Here is an 18,790-nt window from a genome sequence, read left to right as displayed (position 1 = left end):
AGCACGCGAATCGCCGGGAGGGGTCGTTACAGCGTTTTGGAAAACTTTAGATAGGGGAAGTACTGATCCGAAAGTGACGTATCGCGTTGCAGACGCTGCCACTCGAAATGAGGACCTGGATCGGTCTTGCGACCCGGCGCGATGTCCGAATGACCCGCGAGTGCTTCGATCGGATAGTGCGCCATGAGCGCGGTCACCAGCGCGCCGAGTGTGCGGTATTGCGCCGCTTCGAATGCGCTGACGTCACTGCCTTCCAGTTCAATGCCGATCGAGAAGTCATTGCAGCGCTCGCGGCCGAAAAAATTCGACACGCCCGCATGCCACGCGCGCTCGTCGCACGAGACGAATTGCTCGAGCGCGCCATCACGATGGATGACGAAGTGAGCGGACACCCGCACGCCCCGCAGATGCGTGTCGTAATAAGGATGGGTGTCGCAATCGAGCCGGTTCTGGAACAGCTCGGCAATAGCGCTACCGCCGAACTCGCCTGGCGGCAGGCTGATGTTGTGCACGACGATCAGCGTCGGCACCGCGCCTTGCGGGCGCGCTTCGAAGTTCGGCGACGGCAGCTTGCGCGCGCCCGTCACCCAGCCTTCAGCGTCGAGGGTGAAGCCTACGCTCATCGAGCGTCGCGGCCTGTCGGCGGCGCGGCGTGACGCTGTGCGTGAGCGGCGCAGCAGAACGGCTGGCCAGCCACCACCACCGAGTCGCTCGCGGGCGCATGTACGCCGCACGCGACGCAACGGATCATCGGCTCGGCGAGGCGTGGAGGCTGGGCAGCGCCACGTTGCGCACCCGCACCTTGACGTGCGCCCTGAGCGCCCTGGCCGGCCGCAGCACCACCCGAAGCACCCGTGCGATTCGATTGATTGGCGTCAGCACGACGCAAAGCCTTCACCAGCCATTGGCCGACGATAAACAGAAGAATCAGCAGAAAGATTTGTCGCATGAACGGTCACACCACAGGACGGTGCAGCAGCACCTCGAAAACGAAACGGCTGCCGACGTACGCGAGCAGCAGCGCCACAAACGACGCGAGCACCCAGCGCAACGCCGCGCGACCGCGCCAGCCTGACACCTTGCGGGCGGTCAGCAGCGCGCCGAACATCACCCACGAGAGAATTGCGAAGACAGTCTTGTGATCGAGTTGCAGCGCCCGATCTATGAGTTCGACGCTAAACAGGATGCCGGAAAGCAAGGTCAGCGTCAGCAGGACAAAACCCGCGCCGATCAAACGGAACAGCAGCTTCTCCAGCGTCAGCAGCGGCGGCAGCGTGTCGAGCCAGCTTGAGAGCCAGCCATTGCCGGCGGCCGCGCCCTGCCGTTGCAGCGCGCCGCCGCGCATGGCGTGCAGACGCCGCTCCACCAGCAGCATCAGCACCGCGTGCAGCGCCGCGATGGCGAACAGACCGTAGGCCACGTTGGCAATCAGAAAGTGCAGCTTGAACATGGGATCTGCCGAGTACGGCAGCACGCGCACGCCGCCAAACGCGAGCGGCAGCAGCGAGGCCGCACAGGCGAGCGGCAGGACCAGCAGTTGCAGACCGTCGAGCGGGAAGAAAAAGCTCTCTATCCAGTAGATGCCCGCGCCCAGCCAGAACATCGCTGAGAGCGCGAAGGCAAAACCGAACACCATCTCGTGCTGCGGAAAGATCGTGGTGTGCAGCAGCAGCCCGTGCGCCAGCAGCGCGATCAGCAGCACGACACGGCCGGGCGTGCTGGAGGTGGCAACCGCCGGCGCGCTGGGCGCGGCAGGCATGGGCGGCACGCTCTCGAGCACCGGGCGCAAGGCGGTGTTCCGGTGCGAGCGCCAGCCTGCGACGGCGAGACCGCCGTACAGGAGTGCAGTGAGGGCATACAGTACAATATCCATATTGGAAGTTTACACTAGGCCCCTGCTCCGCGACGTCTCCTGCTTCGCCGCTGCTTCGGCCGCCTTGTTCATCGCTCCCCATGCTCGACAATCTGACTCAACGGATGGCGCGCGTCGTCAAGACGCTGCGCGGCGAGGCCCGGCTCACCGAGGCCAACACCCAGGAGATGCTGCGCGAAGTGCGCCTCGCGCTCCTCGAGGCCGACGTGGCGCTGCCCGTCGTGCGCGAGTTCATCGCCAAAGTAAAGGAAAAGGCGCTCGGCGAAGAAGTCATCAGCAGCCTGTCGCCGGGTCAGGCGCTGGTCGGCGTGGTGCAGCGCGAGCTGACCGCGGTGATCGGCGGTGACTACGAAGGCAAGGCCGTCGAACTCAATCTCGCCGTCACGCCGCCTGCTGTCATCCTGATGGCCGGTTTGCAGGGCGCGGGTAAAACGACCACGGTCGGCAAGCTCGCCAAGCTGCTGCGCGAGAAGTACAAGAAGAAAGTGCTGACCGTTTCGTGCGACGTCTACCGTCCCGCTGCTATCGCGCAGCTGAAGACGGTGACCGAGCAGGTCGGCGCGGATTTCTTCCCGTCGGAACCCGATCAGAAGCCGGTGGACATCGCGCGGGCTGCGGTGGACTGGGCCAAGCGTCACTATCACGATGTGCTGCTGGTCGACACGGCCGGCCGGCTGGGTATCGACGAAGCGATGATGCAGGAAATCGCCGCGCTGCACAGCACGCTGAATCCGGCGGAAACGCTGTTCGTGGTCGACGCCATGCTCGGCCAGGACGCGGTCAATACAGCCAAGGCATTCAGCGACGCGCTGCCGCTCACCGGCGTCGTGCTCACCAAACTGGACGGCGACTCGCGCGGTGGTGCGGCGCTCTCGGTGCGTCACGTGACGGGTAAGCCGATCAAGTTCGTCGGCGTCGCCGAAAAGCTGGATGGCCTCGAGATTTTCTATCCGGATCGGATGGCCAACCGGATTCTCGGCATGGGCGACATTCTCGCCCTCGTTGAGGAAGCACAACGCGGCGTCGACGTGCAGGCCGCGCAAAAGCTCGCCGACAAGGTCAAGAAGGGTGGCGACTTCGACCTGAACGACTTCCGCGCGCAACTGACCCAGATGAAGAGCATGGGCGGGCTGTCGTCGCTGATGGACAAACTGCCCGCGCAGTTTCAGCAAGCCGCGGCAGGCGCCAACATGGGCATGGCCGAATCGCAGATGCGCCGCATGGAAGGCATCATCAATTCGATGACGCCCGCCGAGCGCGCCAAGCCCGAGTTGATCAAGGCTACTCGCAAGCGCCGCATCGCCGCGGGCGCGGGCGTGCAGGTGCAGGAAGTCAACCGCATGCTGAACCAGTACGAGCAGATGCGCACGATGATGAAGAAGCTCAAAGGCGGCAATCTGCAAAAGATGATGCGCGGCATGAAAGGCATGCTGCCGGGCATGCGCTAGGCGTTCACGGCGAGACGATCAGGCGACGGCTGCTCGGGAATGGGTTGCATGATCGCCATACCGAACGTCTCGCCTGATTGACGCCAGCGCACGCGCTCAGGGACGACCGGGTATATGCTGTAGCGCACGCCGTCGTTCTTTCTCACACTATGTATACAGACACCTCCCGCCAGACGCCATGAATCGCCAAGAAGCTCTCCATATTTTCGAACACTCCGAAGAGATCGTTTCGGCTGCTGACGTCAATGCGTCGATCAGCGGAATGGCCGCAGCCATTGCTGCCGAAATGAGCGAGGAGTTCCCGCTCGTGCTGTCGGTGATGGGCGGTGCGGCGGTATTCACCGGCATGCTGTTGCCGCACCTCGACTTCCCGCTCGAGTTCGACTACATCCACCTCACCCGCTATCGCAACAGCACCAAGGGCGGCAGCGAGATGCAATGGCGCGTGGCGCCGGCGGAGTCGGTGAAGGATCGGGTGGTGCTGGTGCTCGACGACATTCTCGATGAAGGCGAGACGATGGCCGCGATTCGCGACCGCATTCTCGCGATGGGCGCCAGGCGCTTTATGAGCGCGGTGCTGTGCGAGAAGATCATTCCGAAGGCCAAGCCGCTCCATCCGGATTTCTGCGGCTTCGAAGTGCCGGACCGTTATGTGTTCGGCTGCGGCATGGATGCGAAAGGATATTGGCGCAATCTGCCGACCATCCGTGCATTGACCGAGGGCGCCTGACGGCTTCGATCTTCGCGGCGCCCGACCGGCGTAAAAAAAGCGGCCCGCGGGCCGCTTTTTGTTTGCTGCTTGTCGTACGTGGGTTCGTCTCTGAGCCTGCCGGCGTAGACGCCTGCGTTCACAACTGATGCACGAACGAGCGGATTCCACCCAGCATCATCTCCACCGAAATCGCCACCAGCACGAGTCCCATCAGCCGTTCGAAGGCCATCATCACACGCTCGCCAAGCCACGCCTGGATGCGCTCCGCGAGCACCAGCGCGATGGCGCAGACGATCATCGTGACGGTCAACGCCGCGATCCATTCGAACATCTTGCCGGGCGCCTGCGAGGTCAGCAGCATCACCGTAGCCAGCGCCGACGGTCCGGCCAGGGCGGGAATGGCGAGCGGCACGATGAGCGGTTCGCCGCCGCGTGTGTCGCCGCCAAACGGGCCGTCCGGATGCGGAAAGACCATGCGGATCGCGATCAGGAACAGCACGATCCCGCCACCAATCCGCAACGACTGGTCGGTCAGGCTCATCATGCGCAGGAAGCGATCGCCGACGACCATGAAGATCAGCAGGATCACGAACGCGATCGCCACCTCACGCAGAATGACGACCGCGCGCCGCTTGGGCGCCACCCCGCGCAGGCAACTAATGAAAAGCGGGATGTTGCCTAGCGGGTCGGTGATCAGCAGCAGCAGGACGGTCGCAGACAGGAAGGTGTACTCCACCGCCTGCCCCGCTCAATGCGCCAGCGCAGCGCGAATCTTCTGCGTGACGGTTTGCGCAGCTTCTTCGACCGGCAGCAGCGTTGCTTCGGTATCGCGGCGACCTTGATACTCGATCTTGCCTTCCTTCAGGCCACGATCGCCGATCACCAGACGGTGCGGCACGCCAATCAATTCCCAGTCGGCGAACATCACGCCAGGGCGCTCGCCGCGATCATCCAGAATCACGTCGACGCCCGCTGCGACCAGTTCCGCGTACAGCTTGTCAGCCTGCTCACGCACGGCTTCGCTGCGGTCGTAACCCATCGGGCACAGCACCACTTCGAACGGCGCAATGGCTTCCGGCCAGATGATGCCCTTGTCGTCGAAGTTCTGTTCGATGGCTGCGCCGAGAATACGCGTGACGCCGATGCCGTAGCAACCCATTTCCATAGGCTGCGGCTTGCCGTTTTCATCCAGGCAAGTCGCGTTCATGGCTTGCGAGTACTTCTTGCCAAGCTGGAACACGTGGCCCACTTCGATGCCGCGGCAGATGTCGATCACGCCCTTGCCATCCGGCGAAGGATCGCCCTTCCTGACGTTGCGGATGTCGGCAATGACCGGCTCCGGCAGATCGCGGCCCCAGTTCACACCGGTGATGTGGTAGTCCACCTCGTTCGCGCCCACCACGAAGTCGCTCATGTTCGCGACCGTACGGTCCGCGATCACCTTGACGGGCTTCTTCGTGTTGAGCGGGCCGAGATAACCCGGCGGCGTGCCGAACGTCTCGATGATTTCCGCTTCCGTTGCCATGCGGAAATCGCCGAGTCCCGGCAGCTTGTTGGCCTTGATCTCGTTCAGATCGTGGTCGCCGCGCAGCATCAGCAGCCAGATGGTCGGCTCGGCGCCTTCGTTTTCCGTGGCCAGCACGATGGACTTGATGGTGCGTTCGAGCGGAATGCTCAGCAGTTCGGCCACGGCCTCGCACTTCGCCTTCCCCGGTGTGGCAGTCTTCTTCATCTCTTCAGCGGGGGCCGCGCGCTCGGCGTGCAGCGGCAGCGCTTCCGCCGCCTCGACGTTGGCCGCGAAGTCCGAGGTCGGGCAATAGGCGATCGCATCTTCGCCGGTGTCTGCGATCACGTGGAACTCGTGCGAACCGCTGCCGCCGATCGAACCGTTATCCGCCGCCACTGCGCGGAAGTCGAGACCGAGGCGCGTGAAGATGCGCACGTAGGCGTCATACATCTTGCGGTACGACTCCTTCAGGCCGTCCACGTCCTTGTCGAACGAGTACGCGTCTTTCATGATGAACTCGCGGCCGCGCATCACGCCGAAACGCGGACGGATCTCGTCGCGAAACTTCGTCTGGATCTGGTAGAAGTTCAGCGGCAACTGGCGGTAGCTCTTGATCTGGTTACGCGCGATGTCCGTGACCACTTCTTCGTGCGTCGGTCCGATCACAAAGTCGTTTTGCTTGCGGTCCTTGAAGCGCAGCAGTTCCGGACCGTACTTTTCCCAACGCCCCGACTCCTGCCACAACTCGGCCGGCTGCACCGCGGGCATCAGCAGTTCGATCGCACCGGCCCGGTTCATTTCCTCACGCACGATGGCTTCCACCTTACGGATGGAACGCAGGCCAACGGGCAGGTAGTTATAGATCCCGCCGGCCACGCGGCGGATCATGCCGGCGCGCACCATCAACTGGTGACTGACGATTTCGGCGTCGGCAGGAGCCTCTTTCAGGGTGCCAATAAAGAAACGAGTGGCTTTCATTCAGAATTTTTCCAAAAGCGGCGGCGCCGGAGCAACCGCCCGAAAGATGAAAACGGTGGGAAATTCGACAAAGGCGCGGCAAAGCTGCCGCAGCGACGCGGGAAACCTGGCCTCGACCCCGGCGCGCTCATCGCGGCAGATGCCACTGCGCCGGATGACGGACAGGCTAACCCATTCGCGCCCTTTTTGCGGCGAATCGTTCCATTCTGGTGCGATCCGGTGCGTCAGGCCCGTTATCTGTTTATAATCAAAGCAATTTTAAAGGATTCGAAGGTGGTTGTATGCTGGATCGTGAAGGCTTTCGCCCGAACGTCGGCATCATCCTCTTGAACGCGCACAACGAGGTGTTTTGGGGCAAACGGCTCCGTGAACATTCCTGGCAGTTTCCGCAAGGGGGCATCAAGTACGGTGAGACCCCCGTGCAAGCGATGTATCGGGAGTTACACGAAGAAACCGGCCTGCTTCCGGAGCATGTCAAGATCATCGGTCGCACGCGCGACTGGTTGCGCTATGAGGTGCCGGACAAGTTCATCAAGCGTGAAGTACGCGGTCATTACCGCGGCCAGAAACAGATCTGGTTCCTGCTTCGGATGGTTGGACGCGACTGCGATATTTGTCTGCGCGCGTGCGATCATCCTGAGTTCGATGCGTGGCGCTGGAACGAGTACTGGGTGCCGCTCGACTGTGTGATCGAGTTCAAGCGGGATGTGTATCAGTTGGCGCTGACGGAGTTGTCCCGTTTTCTGCGCCGAGCTGTGCCGCGTACGGATAAACCCGGCGGCCATCACGGGCCACGCTATCCGCGGATAGTGTCTACCGTGACGGAGATGCGGGAGGTGTCGGTGACGGGCTCGTCCGTCACAGTCGAGACGTCGGTTCGCACTACGGTCGAATCCGACTGCGAACCTGCCGACAGCCCCGTCACCCAACCGGGTCTGCGCGACTAAACCCCATGCGGCTTCCTGAGCCGTATTTGCCGGCGTGACATGGACACCTTGGTGCCCGTGTCACGCCGTTGTTTCGAGGAATTCATATTGAAAGCATTTGCTCTCGCCGTGGCATGCGTTGCCACGGGCGTCCTGCTGGCTGGCTGTTCGAGCGCCAGCAAACCCACCAACAAGGATGACAGCGCATTTACGTATCTGTTCGACCGCAAGTCCAACTGGGCCGAAAACAAGGTCGACACCCTGCCGCCGCTGCCGCAGCAAGCCAATCTGATCCCCTTCGATGTTTCCGGCAACACGCCGCTCACATTCGCGGTGGATTCGAACTCGCTCACCGTGGGCGACGATGGCGTGGTCCGCGTGACGGTGGTGGTGAAGAGCCCGAGCGGCGCTTCCAACGTGATCTACGAAGGAATTCGCTGCGATACGTATGAATGGCGGCAATACGCCGGCCTCAACGCCGACCACGATGGCTGGGACGACAGTGTGGCGACCCCGTTCGCCCGGATCGAAAACGGCACGCTGAATGCGTATCAGGCGTCGCTCTATCAGGACTACTTCTGCACGAGCCGGATGCCCACCGGCAGCGCCAAGGTGATCCTGCAGAACATGCGCTATAAGCGGACGGCGGCCTCGCAGATTCGTTGAGCTGCGCGGCGCGGTTCCCGGGCCGCATTTCGGCTGGTAGCCTGGGCCAAGGCCCGCCCAGAGTAAAAAAGCCGTTCCAGACGGGTGTCTGGGACGGCTTTTTAGTTTGCTGCGCGGCGCGCTGTGCTGTCTGGCGTTCAAGCGGCTCGTTTCACACCAAAACCAGATTGTCGCGGTGGATCAACTCAGGTTCGAGCATGTAGCCCAGCACCGTCTCGATCTCGCCACTCGGACGCCGCTGAATCAGTTTGGTTTCCGAACTGCTGTAGTTCGTCAGACCGCGGGCAATCTCCCGACCTTCCGCGCTCAGGCAGGCAATCACCTCGCCGCGCGCAAACGCGCCCTGAACGCCGACCACGCCAATTGGCAGCAAGCTCTTGCCGCCGCCGGTGAGCTTTTCGACCGCGCCGTCGTCGATCACGACATGCCCGCGAACCTGCAGGTGATCGGCCATCCACTGCTTGCGTGCAGCCATTCGCGCGGTGCGCGCGATCAACTGCGTGCCGATGGCCTCACCAGCCGCGAGCCGCACCAACACGTCGGCTTCCCGGCCGCTCGCAATCACGGTATTCGCGCCACTATGCGCTGCGCGTTTGGCGGCAAGAATCTTGGTCAGCATCCCGCCACGACCGAGGCTCGAACCCGCACCGCCCGCCATCGCTTCCAGATCCGGCGCCCCGGCATCGGCCTGCTGCACGAGCGTGGCTGCGGGATCTTTACGCGGATCGGCGGTGAAGAGACCTTTCTGATCGGTGAGGATGATCAGTGCGTCGCCCTCGATCAGATTTGCGACCAGGGCGCCGAGCGTGTCGTTGTCGCCGAACTTGATTTCGTCCGTGATGACCGTGTCGTTCTCGTTGATGATTGGCACGACGCCGAGACGCAGCAACGTCAGTAGCGTGGAACGGGCGTTCAGGTAGCGTTCGCGGTCTGCGAGGTCGGCGTGCGTGAGCAGAATCTGCGCGGTACGGATGGCGTGCTCAGCGAAGCGGCTCTCGTACACCTGGGCGAGCCCCATCTGCCCCACCGCAGCGGCCGCCTGCAACTCGTCGATTTCGCGCGGCCGTTTGGTCCAGCCGAGGCGCTGCATACCTTCCGCGATGGCCCCCGAACTCACCAGCACCACCTCTTTGCCCTGCGCGCGCAACGCTGCGATCTGCGAGGCCCAGCGGCCGATCGCGGCATGATCGAGGCCACGCCCGTCGTTGGTGACGAGGCTCGACCCGACTTTCACTACCAATCGCCTCGAATCTGCGATGACGGAACGCATTGTGCGCGGTCTCCAGGATTTGCGTGATGCCGGCTGGCAGCCTGGTGCGGACTGCCAGCGCCCAACTCTGCTTGTTACTCTTGCGGCTGAACCGGCTCGCCCGATTCACCCGACGCGGCGCCTGCCTGCTTCTCGCGGAAGCGGACATCTGCGGCGAGATCTTCCGCTTCAGCCTGGCGCTGTGCGTCCGAATGCGCGCTGATATGGTCATAGACCGCGTAGCAAAGCGCTTCGCAGCCTTGCCCCGTCAGCGCGGAAATCTCGAACACCGGGCCGTGCCAGTCGAACGCTTCAAGGAACGCCGCGACGCGCGACTCGCGCTCGTCCTCGGGCACCATATCGAGCTTGTTCAGCACCAGCCAGCGCGTCTTCTCGTAGAGCAGTTCGTCATACTTGCGCAGCTCGTTGACGATTGCCTTGGCCTCCGCGACCGGATCGACTGCTTCGTCGAACGGTGCGATATCCACGATATGCAGCAGCAAGCCCGTGCGCTGCAAATGGCGCAGGAATTGATGACCCAAACCCGCGCCTTCAGCCGCACCCTCGATCAGTCCCGGAATGTCCGCGATCACGAAGCTGCGGCTCGGGCCGACGCGCACCACGCCCAGATTCGGCGCGAGCGTGGTGAACGGGTAGTCTGCGATCTTCGGCTTCGCGTTCGACACCGACGCAATGAAGGTGGACTTGCCGGCATTCGGCATGCCGAGCAGACCGACGTCGGCCAGCACCTTCAACTCCAGCCGCACCATACGGCGCTCGCCCGGCTTGCCGTCGGTTTTTTGCCGCGGCGCACGGTTAGTACTGGACTTGAAATGCAGGTTGCCGAGACCGCCCGCGCCGCCTTCGGCGATCAGCACGCTCTGGTTATGCTCGGTCAGGTCGGCGATCAGTTCGCCGGTTTCCATGTCCGAGATGATCGTGCCGACGGGCATGCGCAGCGTAATGTCGTCGCCACCCTTGCCATAGCAATCCGACCCGCGACCGTTCTCACCGTTGCGCGCCTGATGCTTCTTCGCATAGCGGTAGTCGATCAAGGTGTTGATATTGCGGTCTGCGACTGCGTAGACGCTGCCGCCCCGCCCGCCATCGCCGCCATCCGGCCCACCGAACGGGACGAACTTCTCGCGGCGCATCGACGCGCTGCCATCCCCTCCGTCGCCGGCGATGACTTCGATCCTCGCTTCGTCAATGAACTTCATGCGTAACTCCGTCCCGTGTTTGTTGCTATTTTGCCGTGCCTGCGCTGCGTTGACCAATCAGCCGATCGGCTAACCCCGCGCGCTCACGACAATCCATTCGAATATGGACCTGCAATGAAAAAGGCCCCGCTAACTTCGCGGGGCCTTTGTTCCGGTCCTGAAGTCCGTGTCTTGTCAGACTCAGACAGCTGCCGGGACTACGACAACCGTGTGCTTCTTCGCGGCGCCTTTCGTCGTGAACTTGACGTGGCCGTCCGTCAGCGCGAACAAGGTGTGATCCTTGCCGATGCCGACGTTTTCGCCCGGATGCATACGCGTGCCGCGCTGACGCACGATGATGCCGCCAGCATTGATGGCTTGACCGCCGTAAACCTTCACGCCGAGACGCTTCGACTCGGAGTCGCGGCCGTTACGTGACGATCCGCCTGCCTTTTTGTGTGCCATTTGATAGCTCCTTGACCGTTGCGCTTACGCGTTGATCGCGTCGATGCGCAGTTCGGTGTAGTTCTGGCGGTGGCCGCCATGCTTCTGGTAGTGCTTCCGGCGACGCATCTTGAAGATAGTCACTTTTGCGTGACGACCTTGCGACACGACGGTAGCCTTGACGGAAGCCCCACTGACCAGCGGCGTACCGAACTTAATCGATTCGCCTTCGCCCACTGCGAGAACCTGGTCGAGCGTGATTTCAGCGTCAATGTCTGCCGGTATCTGTTCTACTTTAAGTTTTTCGCCGACGGCAACTTTATACTGCTTGCCACCGGTTTTTATGACCGCGTACATTGAGAACCTCACTCTGTGTTCATTTTTCCCACGCACCACGCGCGGAAACCCGTGATTATACATAGAGTTAGCTCTCCGGTCAAAACTCGTTGACAGCCGCCGCGATGCTACGCCTGGCCCCGTCAACCGAGCCGCCGTGTGTCGATCAAGCAGGCTGCGGCCCGGAACTACCGCGATTCGCCTTATAATTCGCGGCACTACCCAATTCAGCCATCATGTCGTCGACTGCCACCCCCTCCCCCAACGCCGCCAGCCTGCTCGCTCCCATCGCCGAAGACATGGAGCAGGTGAATCGCGTCATCCGGCACCGTTTGGCCTCGGATGTGATGCTGATCAACCAGATTTCCGAGTACATCATCAGTGCCGGCGGCAAACGGCTGCGCCCCGCGCTGCTCTTGCTGGTGGCGGGTGCGCTGGGCGAAACGACCGGGCACCGGCACGAACTGGCTGCGGTGGTCGAATTCATCCATACCGCCACCCTGCTGCACGACGACGTGGTGGACGAATCCGACCTGCGGCGCGGTCGCCAGACGGCCAATGCCCTGTTCGGCAACGCTGCCAGCGTGCTGGTGGGCGACTTCCTGTACTCGCGCTCATTCCAGATGATGGTGGGCGTCGGCAAGATGCGCGTGATGGAAATCCTGTCGGAAGCCACGAACATCATTTCCGAAGGCGAAGTCCTGCAGTTGCTCAACATGCACGACGCCGACGTGGACGAAGCCCGCTACATGCAGGTGATCCGCTACAAGACGGCCAAGCTGTTCGAGGCGGCGGCGCAGCTCGGCGCGGTGCTGGCCGGCGCTGACGCCCCGACGGAAGCGGCCGCAGCGGAGTTTGGCCGGCGCATTGGCACGGCCTTTCAGATCATGGACGACTGGCTCGACTACACGGGCACGGCGGAATCAATGGGCAAGAACGCCGGTGACGACCTGCGCGAAGGCAAGCCCACCTTGCCGCTCATCTATCTGATCGAACGTGGCACGCCGGAACAGTCGGCGCTCGCGCGCGAGGCGATCGAGCAGGGCGGCACGGATCGCTTCGAGACCATCTTCGAGGCGATTACGCGTTCCGGCGCGCTAGACCACACGCTGGAGTGCGCGAAGCAGGAAGCGCAAGCAGCAGCGGCAGCAATTTCTTCGTTTCCTGATTCCATTTACAAAGAAAGCCTGCTAGAATTATGTTCTTACTCGACGGCGAGGCAGTCTTAATTAAGACCTAAGCGCCAAATTAGTCTCAATCGAGTCTGCAGTACAAATCGGGGTGTAGCTTAGCCTGGTAGAGCGCTACGTTCGGGACGTAGAGGCCGGAGGTTCGAATCCTCTCACCCCGACCAGATTTTTCCTTGTTCAATCAAGGCCAGAACCGCCCACTTCGCTGGGCGGTTTTTTGTTTTTGGGCGCCATAATCCGCGCACTTCGGCCTGCCCAGAACCCCGGCGCGCCGCGAGCATGACCCGTCGCCAGGCGGCCGCGCTGTCCCCTCTGCTATATTCTTCCCATCCCGCCCCTTACCAGTTCGCGACACGTGGAACAACTACCCTTATGGGCGCAGATAGGCGCCGTCGTCCTGCTGCTTATCTGCTCCAGTTTCTTTTCTATCTCCGAAACCGCGATGATGGCGCTCAACCGTCACCGCCTGAAGCATCTCTCCAATCAAGGCGTTCTCGGCGCAAAGACAACCCAAGGCCTGCTCGCGCGCACCGACGAACTGCTGAGCGTGATCCTGATCGGCAACAACCTGTTCAACACGATCATCCCGGTGCTCACCACCTCGGTCGCGTTGCATACCTTTGGTCGCAACAACCTGGTGCTGTCCATCGCAACCGGCATCGTCGCGTTTCTGATCATCGTGTTCGCGGAGATCACGCCAAAAATCGTCGGCGCGACGTTCCCTGAGAAAATCGCGCTACCGGCAAGCCTGCTGATCGCTCCGCTGATGCGCGCCACCAGACCCATCGTCTGGTTCGTCAATCTGTTCGCCAACGGCATCCTGCGTGTTCTGCATATCAACACGAAGGGCGCGCATGACCAGCGTCTCTCCACTGAAGAACTGCGCACCATCGTGCTCGAATCCGGCAGCTTCATGCCGACCAAACACCGCAGCATCCTGCTCAACCTGTTCGATCTGGAAAACATCTCCGTCGACGACGTGATGATTCCCCGCCGTCGCATCGAGGCGCTTGATTTCGACGCGCCCTTCGAGCAAATCCTGCATCAGCTCGAAACCTGCTATCACAACAAGCTCATCGTCTATCAAGGCGACATTGACCGCGTGCTCGGTGTGCTCCACGTGCGCAAGACGCTCTCAGCGCTGCACAACCAGGAACTGGAACGCGAGACGCTGCGTGAACTGCTCGCCGAACCGTATTTCGTGCCGAGCGGCACGCCGGTGTTTCAGCAGTTGCAATACTTTCAGGAAAGCCGTCACAGGACAGCGCTGGTGGTGAACGAATACGGCGAGCTACAGGGACTCGTGACGCCGGAAGACATCATCGAAGAGTTGATCGGCGAATTCACCACGTCCATTCCACGCGGCGCAAATTCGCGCGGCGGCTGGAACGAGAACGGCGAATGCATCGTTGCGGGCAGCATGCCGCTGCGTGAGCTGAATCGCTGGCTGCAACTCACGCTTCCTACAGACGGGCCGAAAACGTTGAACGGTCTGATTCTGGAAATCCTCGAAGAGATTCCTGATGGCGACGTGTGCGTGCAGATTGCAGGCATCAGACTCGAGGTAATGCGCAGCGACGATCAGGCGGTACGTACCGTGAAAATTTTCAAGCCGGGGGCGAAAGGCGGCAAGAAGCAGCGCGCGTGAAGTAACGTGACCTGGCGCGGCCGCGCTGCACTTGCGAATGAACGGCTGAATGATTGATTGAGTGTTTCGTTCCCGGCACCTGAGAGCATCCGAGCCTGAGGTCGCCGCCGCGAGCACACGGCTTGCGATCGAACGTCTGTGACCCACCTGGCCATTCGGCCGAATGGCGGCAACGGGCAACCTGCCGGATGATGGAGTCGTCGTGTTCTTCAGGCGGCTCCAAGCCGGTTTCAGATGTCGTTTTCGCCCCGTTCCACCCCGCCAGCATTCATCTCTACGCCTGCGTCGCGCCTTCCTGTCCAGAGGGCGGCCGGTGCTTCCACGCACACTACGCGCTCCACGCTGAGCGAGAACGACTCCACGCCTGCAGACGCTGCGCCCGACCCGACAACCGCCCGTCCGTTCGGCGGCGCCGCGATCCGCGAGGACATATCCAATCGCGACCTTGCGCCCGCGCTCGCCGAGGCCGACAACACTCCCGCCGTCCGGCTGTTGAGCGAGACGCTGCGGGAAGCCACTCGCCGCAACGCCTCTGACCTGCACATCGAACCGGCGGAGCACGGCTGGCGCATGCGACTACGCATCGACGGTGTGCTGCATGCCATCGCGCCGCCGCCGGCTCATCTGCGCGATGCTTTCATCACCCGCGTGAAGGTGCTCGCGCGCATGGACATCGCCGAGCGGCGTGTGCCACAGGACGGCCGTCTGCGCATCTCGACCGCGCCGGGCAAGTTCGAAGACTACCGCGTGAACTCGCTGCCCACGCTGTTCGGCGAAAAGCTCGTCCTGCGGCGGCTGGATGCGTTGCCAACCACGCTGTCGCTCGACTCGCTCGGCCTCGATTCCACTCAGCGTAAAACGCTGGAGGCGGCTATCACCGCCCCGCACGGCCTGGTGCTGGTCACGGGTCCAACGGGCAGCGGCAAGACGTTGTCGCTGTACTGCTTCCTGCAAATGCTCAACGCCGAATCGCGCAACCTCTGTTCGGTCGAAGATCCGTCTGAGATCCAGCTCGCCGGCATCAATCAGGTCAGCGTGCGCGAAAAGGCTGGCCTGACGTTCGCTGTCGCGTTGCGCGCGTTCCTGCGTCAGGATCCAGACGTGATCATGGTTGGCGAGATTCGTGACGAAGAGACCGCTGACGTCGCGGTGAAAGCGGCGCAAACCGGTCACCTCGTGCTCTCCACGCTCCACACCAACGACGCGCCGGCTGCTATCGCGCGCCTCATCGACATCGGCATCGAGCCGTATAACCTTGCTGCCGCCTTGCGCATGGTGACGGCGCAACGGCTGGTGCGCCGTCTGTGTCTGGCGTGCCGAAAGCCTGTGTCGCAGTCCGCCGCGGCGCTGCGCGCGGCGGGTTTTACCAACCATCAACTGGATGACTGGCATCCCTACGAAGCGGTGGGGTGCAATGCGTGCCACGGCATCGGCTATCGTGGACGCATCGGCATTCACCAGGTCATGCCGGTGTCGGAGGCGATGCGCGAATTGATTGTCGCGAACGCGGGTACGCACGCCCTCACGCGACTCGCCGAGTCCGAACACGTGAGCACGTTGCGCGATGCAGCTCTCGCGCGTGTGCGCGACGGCACGACCAGTCTCACCGAAGCGCTGAGCGCGACCGAGGTCGCATGAACACCCGGCTCCCCGAAACCGCAGCGCATGACATGCGCTTTGCATGGCGTGGCGTCGATGCAGCGGGTACGCCGCGTCGCGGCACACTCATCGCAACCGATGCGGCCGCCGTGCAAGCCATGCTCAAACGCGACCACTTGTTCGTCGTCGAACTCACGGCACGTGGACCCGCGCCGCGGCCACAAGCACGGGCCGCCGAAGTCACGCGCTTCACCCGTCAGCTCGCCAGTCTGCTGCGCGCCGGGCTGCCGCTCGCACCCTCGCTGGAATTGCTGGCGCAAGCTTCAGCGCCACGCCAGCGTGGGATGTCGCGCATCGTCGGCACACTGGCGCGAGATATCACGAGTGGGTTGAGCTTTTCAGCGGCACTGGCGCGGCACCCGTCGCAGTTCAACGCGCTTTACTGTCAGTTGGTCGGGGTGGGCGAAGCGGCGGGTGCGCTGCCGGAGGTGCTGGCGCGCATTGCCGACGATCGCGAACGAGGCGCCGCCCAGCGCGCCAAGGTGAGAGCCGCACTCACCTATCCAGTCGCCATCCTGCTGCTCGCAGTCGCCATCACGGCGGCCCTGCTCATCTGGGTAGTGCCGACCTTCAAACAGATCTTCGACGGCTTCGGCGCGCGCCTGCCGGCGCCCACGCAACTGGTGCTGGCGTTGTCTGCGGGCGCGGCGCGCTGGAGCCTGCCGGCGCTCGCGGTTGCCACTGCGCTCGGCTTCGCCCTGTCCTATCTACTGCGACAGTCGGACGCGGCGCGGGTCACCGTTGCCCGCCTGTCGCTCAGGCTGCCTATAGCGGGATCGCTGCTGGCTACGCTCTGCGCGGCTCGCTGGAGTCGCGCGCTCGGCACCTTGTTGTCGGCAGGCACGCCGCTCGCGGACGCCTTCGACTCGTTGACCCACGCCACCGGCAATGCCTTCTTCGACCGCGCCACCGTCGACATCGCCGCCCGGCTGCGGCGTGGCGAACGACTTGCCGCGGCCATGCGCGCCGCACGCTGCTTTCCGCCTGAGGTCGTGCAACCGGTCGCGGTTGCAGAGGAGTCCGGTGCACTCGACAGCATGTTGATCGACGTCGCCTCGTTCAGCGATCGTCAGGTCGACGAAAAGATCGGCACGCTGGCAAGCCTGTGCGAGCCCCTGGTGATCATCGTGCTCGGCACGCTCGTCGGCGGACTGGTTATTGCGATGTATCTTCCCATTATTCAACTCGGCAACGTGGTGTAGCATCGCAGCCGAATCCAATCTTTTTCTATGCCGGCGATCCAAGCAACCGTGTCCGTCTCTCCTTTTTCCACACTGCCCGACCATTCGGGGGCCGGCTTTGGCGCATCGTTCGGTACGTCATTCGGTGCACCGATGATGAACTCGTTCGCCCTGTTGCCGGCTGGCGTCCAGGTCGCGTTCGCCATCGTCTTCGGCCTCGTGATTGGCAGCTTCCTCAGCGTGGTGGTGCATCGCCTGCCCATCATGCTCGAACGGGCCTGGCGGGAAGAAGTCAGCGAAGCCATCGAGCAACCGCTCGAAGACGACGGACTGCCGCCGCGCTACAACCTGTGGCTGCCGCGCAGCGCCTGCCCGCACTGCGGACACGTGCTGCGTGCATGGGAGAACCTTCCCGTGCTGAGTTATCTCATGCTGCGCGGCCGTTGCTCCGCATGCCACGCACGCGTGAGCGTGCGTTATCCGCTGCTCGAAATCGCGAGTGCAGCTTGCGCGGTCGGCACGCTACTACTGTTCGGCCCGAGCCTCACCGCGCTTGCCGCGTTCGGTCTATGTGCGGCTCTGCTGGCAATGAGCGCCATCGACATCGACACGCATCTGCTGCCCGACTCTCTCACTTTGCCGCTCTTGTGGGCGGGGCTGATCGTCAATTTCGGCGGCATGTTCACCAGCCTGCATAACGCGGTGGCGGGCGCGATCGCGGGCTACCTGGTCTTGTGGGTAGTCCATTGGATCTTCAAGCTGGTGCGCGGCGTCGAGGGCATGGGCTATGGAGACTTCAAGCTGCTCGCCGCGCTGGGCGCCTGGCTCGGCTGGGCTGCGTTGCCGCAGATCATTCTGATTGCGGCGGTGGCCGGCGCCGTGGTCGGCCTCGCCGCGACGTGGGTTGGCCGCATGCGTTTTGAAGAGCCGCTACCGTTTGGACCGTTCCTCGCGGCAGGCGGTGCGCTCACGCTGTTTCTCGGCACTCCGCTCTATCTCGCTCTGGGAGGCTGACGCATGTTTGCTGTGGGATTGACGGGCGGCATCGGCAGCGGCAAGTCGACCGTCGCAGACCTGTTTGCTGCTCGCGGCGTAACGATCGTCGACACGGACGTAATCGCGCATCGCATCACCGCGCCGCAGGGCGTCGCGATGCCGAAGATCGCCACGGAATTCGGCGCTGCGTTCGTTGCGCCCGATGGCTCACTCGATCGCGCCCGCATGCGTTCGCTCGTGTTCACCGACGAAGGCGCGCGCCGTCGTCTCGAAGCCATCACCCATCCGCTGATCCGCGCTGAGACCGAGCGCGCACGGCAGGACGCTACGGGGCCCTACGTAATGCTGGTGGTGCCGTTGCTGGTGGAATCGGGCACCTGGAAAACCCGCGTGGAACGCGTATTGACCGTGGATTGCAGCGTCGAAACGCAGATCGAGCGGGTCATGCGTCGCAACGGTTTCACGCGCGAGCAGGTGCTCGCCATCATGGCGCGCCAGGCCACCCGCGAAGCACGCCTCGCCGCTGCCGACAACGTGGTCGTCAACGAAGATGTGTCCGTCGAAGAGTTGAGCACGCGGGTCGAGGCGCTGCATCAGCTTTATCTGTCCGCGGCGGCGTCTGGCCATTGAAGCATGAGGGTCACGAGGGGCGCCCACCTCTGCCAGACTAGACCACAATGAAGCGCAGCAGGCCCAAGTGTCCATCGCACGTTACCCATCACGTCAAATCCAAAGCACGAGACCTGCACAAAGTCGCAGCAAAACACGTCAAAAAAGC

The 18,790-nt window shown here is 62.8% G+C and carries 20 protein-coding genes and 1 tRNA gene; 11 read left to right on the top strand and 10 right to left on the bottom strand.

Going from position 1 to position 18,790, the window contains the following annotated elements; translation table 11 throughout:
* Positions 1-26: 26 nt before the first annotated feature.
* The 3 genes from ampD to D0B32_RS18935 are packed head-to-tail and all read right to left on the bottom strand — an operon-like array spanning position 27 to position 1,873.
* Positions 27-623, bottom strand: a complete 597-nt coding sequence (gene ampD, locus D0B32_RS18945; protein WP_117335830.1) for a 1,6-anhydro-N-acetylmuramyl-L-alanine amidase AmpD — start codon at positions 621-623, stop codon at positions 27-29.
* Positions 620-949, bottom strand: coding sequence for a PP0621 family protein (locus D0B32_RS18940; protein WP_117335828.1), 330 nt, complete (start codon positions 947-949; stop codon positions 620-622). The genes ampD and D0B32_RS18940 overlap by 4 nt, the downstream gene beginning before the upstream one ends.
* Positions 950-955: 6 nt before the next feature.
* Positions 956-1,873, bottom strand: a complete 918-nt coding sequence (locus D0B32_RS18935) for an inner membrane protein YpjD (RefSeq protein WP_117335826.1) — start codon at positions 1,871-1,873, stop codon at positions 956-958.
* 80 nt (positions 1,874-1,953) lie between these two features.
* Between D0B32_RS18935 and ffh the strand changes: the two genes are divergently transcribed.
* Positions 1,954-3,321: a signal recognition particle protein gene (ffh, locus tag D0B32_RS18930; RefSeq protein WP_117335824.1), complete on the top strand. Its 1,368-nt coding sequence runs from the start codon at positions 1,954-1,956 to the stop codon at positions 3,319-3,321.
* On the opposite strand, the gene D0B32_RS32965 is transcribed toward ffh, so the two are convergent.
* Positions 3,318-3,449: a hypothetical protein gene (locus D0B32_RS32965; RefSeq protein WP_259295049.1), complete on the bottom strand. Its 132-nt coding sequence runs from the start codon at positions 3,447-3,449 to the stop codon at positions 3,318-3,320. The two genes, ffh and D0B32_RS32965, sit on opposite strands and share 4 nt — an antisense overlap.
* Before the next feature lie 50 nt (positions 3,450-3,499).
* Between D0B32_RS32965 and D0B32_RS18925 the strand changes: the two genes are divergently transcribed.
* The gene (locus D0B32_RS18925; RefSeq protein WP_117335822.1) at positions 3,500-4,051 is read left to right on the top strand and encodes a hypoxanthine-guanine phosphoribosyltransferase; all 552 of its coding nucleotides are present in this window, start codon (positions 3,500-3,502) and stop codon (positions 4,049-4,051) included.
* Between the two features lie 118 nt (positions 4,052-4,169).
* On the opposite strand, the gene D0B32_RS18920 is transcribed toward D0B32_RS18925, so the two are convergent.
* Both D0B32_RS18920 and D0B32_RS18915 read right to left on the bottom strand, forming a co-directional pair.
* Complete coding sequence (locus D0B32_RS18920; protein ID WP_117335820.1) at positions 4,170-4,769, bottom strand: MarC family protein; 600 nt, start codon at positions 4,767-4,769, stop codon at positions 4,170-4,172.
* A 12-nt stretch (positions 4,770-4,781) separates the two neighbouring features.
* Positions 4,782-6,518 (bottom strand): proline--tRNA ligase, encoded by a 1,737-nt coding sequence (locus D0B32_RS18915; RefSeq protein ID WP_117335817.1) that lies wholly within the window; start codon positions 6,516-6,518, stop codon positions 4,782-4,784.
* A 281-nt stretch (positions 6,519-6,799) separates the two neighbouring features.
* Here D0B32_RS18915 and D0B32_RS18910 point away from each other — a divergent pair, with 281 nt between their 5' ends.
* Together D0B32_RS18910 and D0B32_RS18905 are read left to right on the top strand one after the other, a co-directional pair.
* Positions 6,800-7,465, top strand: coding sequence for an RNA pyrophosphohydrolase (locus D0B32_RS18910; RefSeq protein WP_117335815.1), 666 nt, complete (start codon positions 6,800-6,802; stop codon positions 7,463-7,465).
* A gap of 87 nt (positions 7,466-7,552) precedes the next feature.
* A complete protein-coding gene (locus D0B32_RS18905) occupies positions 7,553-8,110 on the top strand; it encodes a CNP1-like family protein (RefSeq protein ID WP_117336292.1) in 558 nt (185 codons plus the stop codon).
* Between the two features lie 151 nt (positions 8,111-8,261).
* On the opposite strand, the gene proB is transcribed toward D0B32_RS18905, so the two are convergent.
* The 4 genes from proB to rplU all read right to left on the bottom strand — a co-directional run bounded on the left by proB (position 8,262) and on the right by rplU (position 11,359).
* Positions 8,262-9,380: a glutamate 5-kinase gene (proB, locus tag D0B32_RS18900; protein ID WP_117335813.1), complete on the bottom strand. Its 1,119-nt coding sequence runs from the start codon at positions 9,378-9,380 to the stop codon at positions 8,262-8,264.
* Between the two features lie 74 nt (positions 9,381-9,454).
* Entirely contained in the window at positions 9,455-10,579 is a 1,125-nt protein-coding gene (cgtA, locus tag D0B32_RS18895) for an Obg family GTPase CgtA (RefSeq protein ID WP_117335811.1), read from the bottom strand.
* Between the two features lie 180 nt (positions 10,580-10,759).
* The gene (gene rpmA, locus D0B32_RS18890) at positions 10,760-11,023 is read right to left on the bottom strand and encodes a 50S ribosomal protein L27 (protein WP_117335809.1); all 264 of its coding nucleotides are present in this window, start codon (positions 11,021-11,023) and stop codon (positions 10,760-10,762) included.
* 24 nt (positions 11,024-11,047) lie between these two features.
* Positions 11,048-11,359, bottom strand: a complete 312-nt coding sequence (gene rplU / locus D0B32_RS18885) for a 50S ribosomal protein L21 (protein ID WP_007180329.1) — start codon at positions 11,357-11,359, stop codon at positions 11,048-11,050.
* A gap of 215 nt (positions 11,360-11,574) precedes the next feature.
* On the opposite strand from rplU, the gene D0B32_RS18880 reads away from it, so the two are divergent.
* From D0B32_RS18880 to coaE, 7 genes are all read left to right on the top strand, one after another.
* Positions 11,575-12,567, top strand: coding sequence for a polyprenyl synthetase family protein (locus tag D0B32_RS18880; RefSeq protein WP_117335807.1), 993 nt, complete (start codon positions 11,575-11,577; stop codon positions 12,565-12,567).
* A 48-nt stretch (positions 12,568-12,615) separates the two neighbouring features.
* Positions 12,616-12,692, top strand: a tRNA-Pro gene (locus D0B32_RS18875).
* A gap of 191 nt (positions 12,693-12,883) precedes the next feature.
* A complete protein-coding gene (locus D0B32_RS18870) occupies positions 12,884-14,176 on the top strand; it encodes an HlyC/CorC family transporter (RefSeq protein ID WP_117335805.1) in 1,293 nt (430 codons plus the stop codon).
* Positions 14,177-14,410: 234 nt separating this feature from the next.
* Positions 14,411-15,814 (top strand): GspE/PulE family protein, encoded by a 1,404-nt coding sequence (locus D0B32_RS18865; protein ID WP_259295048.1) that lies wholly within the window; start codon positions 14,411-14,413, stop codon positions 15,812-15,814.
* A complete protein-coding gene (locus D0B32_RS18860) occupies positions 15,811-17,037 on the top strand; it encodes a type II secretion system F family protein (RefSeq protein WP_117335803.1) in 1,227 nt (408 codons plus the stop codon). The genes D0B32_RS18865 and D0B32_RS18860 overlap by 4 nt, the downstream gene beginning before the upstream one ends.
* A 132-nt stretch (positions 17,038-17,169) precedes the next feature.
* On the top strand, positions 17,170-18,030 hold the full coding sequence (locus D0B32_RS18855; protein WP_404935575.1) for a prepilin peptidase: 861 nt from the start codon (positions 17,170-17,172) through the stop codon (positions 18,028-18,030).
* Positions 18,031-18,033: 3 nt separating this feature from the next.
* Positions 18,034-18,642, top strand: a complete 609-nt coding sequence (gene coaE, locus D0B32_RS18850) for a dephospho-CoA kinase (protein ID WP_117335801.1) — start codon at positions 18,034-18,036, stop codon at positions 18,640-18,642.
* The last annotated feature ends 148 nt before the right edge of the window (positions 18,643-18,790 follow it).

Source organism: Paraburkholderia sp. DHOC27 (assembly GCF_003429005.1).
In the GTDB taxonomy this organism is placed as follows: Bacteria; Pseudomonadota; Gammaproteobacteria; order Burkholderiales; family Burkholderiaceae; genus Paraburkholderia.
Note: the sequence above shows the minus strand (reverse complement) of the source record. Positions and strands in the feature narration are given on the sequence as shown.

Excerpts from the sequence above, each read along its gene's own strand:
- D0B32_RS18915 (WP_117335817.1), bottom strand. The coding sequence starts at position 6,518 with ATGAAAGCCACTCGTTTCTTTATTGGCACCCTGAAAGAGGCTCCTGCC.
- coaE (WP_117335801.1), top strand. The coding sequence starts at position 18,034 with ATGTTTGCTGTGGGATTGACGGGCGGCATCGGCAGCGGCAAGTCGACC.
- rplU (WP_007180329.1), bottom strand. The coding sequence starts at position 11,359 with ATGTACGCGGTCATAAAAACCGGTGGCAAGCAGTATAAAGTTGCCGTC.
- D0B32_RS18910 (WP_117335815.1), top strand. The coding sequence starts at position 6,800 with ATGCTGGATCGTGAAGGCTTTCGCCCGAACGTCGGCATCATCCTCTTG.
- D0B32_RS18880 (WP_117335807.1), top strand. The coding sequence starts at position 11,575 with ATGTCGTCGACTGCCACCCCCTCCCCCAACGCCGCCAGCCTGCTCGCT.
- ffh (WP_117335824.1), top strand. The coding sequence starts at position 1,954 with ATGCTCGACAATCTGACTCAACGGATGGCGCGCGTCGTCAAGACGCTG.
- cgtA (WP_117335811.1), bottom strand. The coding sequence starts at position 10,579 with ATGAAGTTCATTGACGAAGCGAGGATCGAAGTCATCGCCGGCGACGGA.
- rpmA (WP_117335809.1), bottom strand. The coding sequence starts at position 11,023 with ATGGCACACAAAAAGGCAGGCGGATCGTCACGTAACGGCCGCGACTCC.
- D0B32_RS18855 (WP_404935575.1), top strand. The coding sequence starts at position 17,170 with ATGATGAACTCGTTCGCCCTGTTGCCGGCTGGCGTCCAGGTCGCGTTC.
- D0B32_RS18935 (WP_117335826.1), bottom strand. The coding sequence starts at position 1,873 with ATGGATATTGTACTGTATGCCCTCACTGCACTCCTGTACGGCGGTCTC.
- D0B32_RS18925 (WP_117335822.1), top strand. The coding sequence starts at position 3,500 with ATGAATCGCCAAGAAGCTCTCCATATTTTCGAACACTCCGAAGAGATC.
- proB (WP_117335813.1), bottom strand. The coding sequence starts at position 9,380 with ATGCGTTCCGTCATCGCAGATTCGAGGCGATTGGTAGTGAAAGTCGGG.
- ampD (WP_117335830.1), bottom strand. The coding sequence starts at position 623 with ATGAGCGTAGGCTTCACCCTCGACGCTGAAGGCTGGGTGACGGGCGCG.
- D0B32_RS18940 (WP_117335828.1), bottom strand. The coding sequence starts at position 949 with ATGCGACAAATCTTTCTGCTGATTCTTCTGTTTATCGTCGGCCAATGG.
- D0B32_RS18860 (WP_117335803.1), top strand. The coding sequence starts at position 15,811 with ATGAACACCCGGCTCCCCGAAACCGCAGCGCATGACATGCGCTTTGCA.
- D0B32_RS18865 (WP_259295048.1), top strand. The coding sequence starts at position 14,411 with ATGTCGTTTTCGCCCCGTTCCACCCCGCCAGCATTCATCTCTACGCCT.